This window comes from Mesorhizobium sp. M7D.F.Ca.US.004.03.1.1 (assembly GCF_003998635.1).
Classification (GTDB): Bacteria; Pseudomonadota; Alphaproteobacteria; order Rhizobiales; family Rhizobiaceae; genus Mesorhizobium; species Mesorhizobium loti.
The window spans coordinates 1-4,453 of record NZ_RZQG01000503.1 but is presented as its reverse complement, the minus strand read 5'-3'; the positions used below and the strand labels follow the sequence as shown (position 1 = coordinate 4,453).

5 protein-coding genes are annotated in these 4,453 nt (G+C 63.4%); all 5 read right to left on the bottom strand.

The annotated features are described in order from the left end of the window. Positions 1 to 922: fatty acid desaturase family protein (locus EN935_RS23960; protein ID WP_245489031.1), on the bottom strand; the 922-nt coding region annotated here is incomplete at its 3' end. 49 nt (positions 923 to 971) lie between these two features. Next, positions 972 to 2,153, bottom strand: a complete 1,182-nt coding sequence (locus EN935_RS23955) for an aldose 1-epimerase family protein (protein WP_127373667.1) — start codon at positions 2,151 to 2,153, stop codon at positions 972 to 974. Between the two features lie 16 nt (positions 2,154 to 2,169). Beyond that, positions 2,170 to 2,952, bottom strand: coding sequence for an ATP-binding cassette domain-containing protein (locus EN935_RS23950; RefSeq protein WP_164757754.1), 783 nt, complete (start codon positions 2,950 to 2,952; stop codon positions 2,170 to 2,172). Then, on the bottom strand, positions 2,949 to 3,953 hold the full coding sequence (locus EN935_RS23945; RefSeq protein WP_245489030.1) for an ABC transporter permease: 1,005 nt from the start codon (positions 3,951 to 3,953) through the stop codon (positions 2,949 to 2,951). The genes EN935_RS23950 and EN935_RS23945 overlap by 4 nt, the downstream gene beginning before the upstream one ends. 57 nt (positions 3,954 to 4,010) lie before the next feature. Next, positions 4,011 to 4,453: substrate-binding domain-containing protein (locus EN935_RS23940; protein WP_164771298.1), on the bottom strand; the 443-nt coding region annotated here is incomplete at its 5' end.

Below are 4,453 nucleotides of genomic sequence, written 5' to 3'. Positions count from 1 at the left end.
CCGGCAGATCGTGCTTGATCAAGTCGTGCAGTCTCGGCAGCGCGTGATAGGGCACCATCGGGAACATGTGATGTTCGACATGGTAGTTCATGTTCCAATAGATGAAGCGGCTGATCGGGTTCATGTAGACGGTGCGGGTGTTCAGCCGGTGGTCGGTGACGTTGTCGGCCAGCCCGATATGCTGCAGCAGGCCGGTCAGCACCATGTGCCAGCTGCCATAGAGGCGCGGCAGGCCGATCAGCACCAGCGGCAGGAATGACCAGAGGTACAGCGCCAGCGCGATCGCCGCGACATAGATGCCGAGATGCCAGCGCGCGGCGGTGACCACCTTGCGCAGCTCCATCTCGGGGATGAAACTCCTTTCATCGGGCGAGATGCTGCCGAAGGCATTGCGCACCAGCGTCGGCAGCGAATAGCGGAAATCGAGAACGCCCGTGAAGGCGAGTGCCGCGCGCAGCAGGTCCGGCGGGCGCATCACGGCGATCTCGGCGTCGCGGCCGACGATGATCGTGTCCGTGTGGTGGCGGGCATGGCTCCAGCGCCACGTCACCGGATTGCGCATCAGCATGAAGCTGGCGATCTGGTAGACGACATCGTTCATCCAGCGGGTGCGGAAGGCGGTGCCATGGCCGCATTCATGCCAGCGCGAGTCGCTGGACGAGCCGTAGAGCACGCCATAGACGAGCAGGAACGGCACCACCCACCACGTACCCCAGAACCAGATGATGCCGGCGGCAGAACCCAAAATGGCAACGATCCAGATGATCGTGTCGCGGATCGCCGGCCCGTCGGAGCGCTGCATCAGCTCCTTCATCGCCTTGCGCGCGACATCGGTGTGATACCATTCGGCGGAGGCCAACCCGGTCTCGATCGCAAGCCGAGTGCTTTCGCCGACCAGGCTGTAGTCGCGCTTTTTCTCCATCACATCGACCTCCGATTTCCGGCCCGCCAGCCGGAGCATTCGTTTCGCATCATGCCCTGCCCGCCAATCCCGGAAAGCTGCCCGACGGCGCAGGATAATCCTGTTGCGGTTGCCTGGCGATCGAAGCGATCCTCTGTTCCGCTGCGGCGATCGCACCGGCGCCGTCGAGCACCCGGAACACCGCGTCGTAAGAACGGCCTCCGCCATGCTCCAGCCAGATCATCTCGCCGCGCTCACGCGCCGCGAGATTGCCGAGCACATGGTGCGTCGAGGGTTCGATGCCCAACGCATACTGCCCCGCCTGGAAATTCTGCCATTGATAGGCGCAAGGCAGCTGGTCCTTGCGCGTCACCACCTCGAAGCCAAGGCCAAGACGGTCGTTGACCACCGCCACAGGCACCTCGCCCGCACCGTCGGCCGCCATTTCGTGCTGCCAGACCTGCTCGCTGAAACCCAGTCGTGGCGCCGGCACCGTGCGGTAGCCGACCTTTTGTGCCTGGTAGCGCTCGCCATCGTGGCCGGCCCAGACCACATCCCGGATCGGCGCCAGATAGCGCGAACCCTCTTCGAGCAAGGGATGGCTGACATTGATGTGATAGAAATACATATGCGGCGTGCGGTTGAAGCCGTGATTGACGACGCGGTCCGACAGCCGGATCTCGTTGCCGCCGACATCGGCTTCGATGCGCCGCAGCAGATGCAGATTCTCGCCGAACACGGTCGATTGCTGCACGATGCCTTCGGCCCACAGCACGCAACGGTCGCCGTCCCAGGCCTCGCCATAACCGGTCAGCCGTGCCGGAATGGTGCTGACGCGGCCATGTAGCGAATGGATCACGGTCTTCCTGCCCGGATAGTTGTAGCTCTCGGCGGGCACCTCTTCCCGGCCCAATATGTGGTCGAGGCCGCAAGTGACAAGCAGTCCGGAAAACGAGCGCGCCCAGGCGAGCCCTCCTTCCCCCTCATAATCATGCAGGCCGGGATGGCGAAAGCCGCTCGGCGAATGCCAACCGATCGCCTGGCCCTTGAAGTCGCAATCGGCAATGTCGAGCGCCCGGTCGACCAGCGCGGTGAAGCGCAGGCCCGAGCCGGTGCGGAACTCCAGCATGCGGATGCCGCGTTCCACCCCGTCGCCAAGCGTCATCAGCCGTACGCCGGCGAATTGTGACAGCATGCCCGAACGTTCCGATACCTGCCGGCGCGAAAGCGTCTTGCCGTAAAGCTCTACCATGTGACGGCCAACTTCTTCACTTCGCTCTCGTCTCTTTCAGCAGGGCCGACATGTCGGCGCCGGTGATGATGCTTTCCACGGTCAGAAGATCGGTATCGGCAACCGTCTGTTCGGCAACGATCTCCCCACGGCGCATGACGATGATGCGGTCGGCGACCTGGAACACGTGATGGATGTTGTGGGTGATCAAAAGCACGGAATGACCGGCGTCACGCACCTCCTTGACAAAGCGCAGCACGCCATGGGTTTCCTCGACGCCGAGATTGTTGGTCGGCTCGTCGAGGATGATGACCTTGGCGGCGAACTGCATGGCGCGCGAAATCGCGATCGACTGGCGCTCGCCGCCCGACAGCGTCGAGACCAGCGCATCAGCGTCGAGTTTCTTCGAGATGCCGACGCGCTTCAGCAGCGCCGATGCTGCACCGCGCAGTTTGGCAAGATCGAGCGGCGCGAACACTCCCAGCCATTTCAGCTTGACTGGCTCGCGGCCGAGAAACAGATTGCGCGCGATGCTGAGATCCGGCGCCAGCGACGTGTCCTGGTGGATGGTCTCGATGCCGAGGTCCATCGCATCGCGCGTCGAGCGGATCGAGACCTTTTCGCCGCGCACATAGATGTCGCCACGGTCGACGGGAAACACGCCCGAGATCGCCTTGATCAGCGTCGATTTGCCGGCGCCGTTGTCGCCGAGCAAGGCCACCACCTCGCCCTCGTTGAGGGCAAAGGACGCGTTCTTCAGCGCGCGCACGCTGCCGAAGGATTTTTGCAGGTTTTGCAGCCGAAGCACTTCCATCGTCAGCCCCTTGCGGCGTTCTTCTGCAGCAGAGCGTGCAGGATGAGCATGGCGAGGATGATGACGCCGACGAAGATGTTGTAGGCCAGGCCCGGCACGCCGATCAGCACGATGCCGTTGCGGATGGCGCGCAGCATCAGCGCACCGACGATGGTGCCGAGGATCGTGCCACGCCCGCCGGTCAGCGCCGTGCCGCCGACCACCACCATGGCGATCACTTCGAGTTCGTAGCCGGTACCGGCCACCGGTGAAGCGGCCGAGATGCGGAAGGCGCTGATCATGCCGGCAAGGCCCGCCAGAACCGAGGTCAGGATGAACAGCCACACCTTGACGGCGTCCGCCGGCACGCCACGCGCCACCGCCGCGTTGCGGTTGGAACCGATGGCGCTGATCCAGTTGCCGAGCTTGGCATAGCGCAGGACATAGATCGCCAGCAGCGACAGGCCGATAAACCACCACAGCGAGGTGTAGAGCCGGAACGAGCCTATGTTGAAGCTGCCGGCCAGTAGTGTGACGAAGAAGCCGGGCTGGTCCCAGGATTTCAGCGGAAAGCCCTGTGTGATGTAGAGTGCTGCCCCGCGCACCACGAGCAGCATCGACAGTGTGACCAGGAAGGACGAAATGCCGATCTTGGTGACGATCAGCCCGTTGATGGCGCCGATCGCCACGCACAGCAGAAGCCCGGCCAGCAGCGCCACGCCGATGCTTGCCTCGCCGTTCTGCACCAGGAGCATGACGACGACCGGCGCCAGCCCGAACACGGCGCCAACCGACAGGTCGAACTCACCCGCTGTCAACAGCAACGTCATGCCGAGCGCGATGATGCCGAGCTCGGGCAGGAACGCCATCATGTTGGAGATGTTGAGTGGCGACAGGAAATTGGCGTCGGCGATAGCGAACACCGCAAGCAAAACAATGAGGATGACGAGCGAGGAGAATTGCGGCGAGCGCAGGAGGCTCGATCTGCGTTTCCCGACAGGCATTTCGTCTTCTGCGGCGATCGTCATGACTGCTTGAACCATGCTTTGAAGAGGTGCCCGCGGCCTGCGCCGCGGGCACCGGTTTCACTTCGTGTTGTAGAGCTTCAGGATCGGTTCGACGCTCGAGGCGTCGTAGAGGCTGAACGTGTGGATGTCGTAGCCGATCGGCTCACCCGAAGCGGCTAAACCGAGCAGCGCCACCGGCATGAAGCCTTGCGCGGACGGGAACTGCCAGGCGGCCGCGTTGACGAAGCCGGCTTTGACGGCCTCCGCGGTCTCCTTGGAATTGCCCCAGCCGACGACCGGGATCTTGCCCGCCGGCACGCCGGCGCCATCGAACACCCGCTTGACGCTGGCCGCCACGGAATCGCCGAGCGCGATGATCGCCGGCGGATTGTTGGCGACCATATAGTCGGTCATCTTGGCGATGATGCCGGCCGGATCGGTGCCGCAATCGACCACATCGTATTTGATCCCCAACGGATCGAAGACACTGGCGATGCCTTCGGTCTCGAGTTGCTGGTAGC

Bases quoted from the DNA above. Each gene is read 5' to 3' on its own strand.
- EN935_RS23955 (WP_127373667.1), bottom strand. From the start codon at position 2,153: ATGGTAGAGCTTTACGGCAAGACGCTTTCGCGCCGGCAGGTATCGGAA.
- EN935_RS23945 (WP_245489030.1), bottom strand. From the start codon at position 3,953: ATGACGATCGCCGCAGAAGACGAAATGCCTGTCGGGAAACGCAGATCG.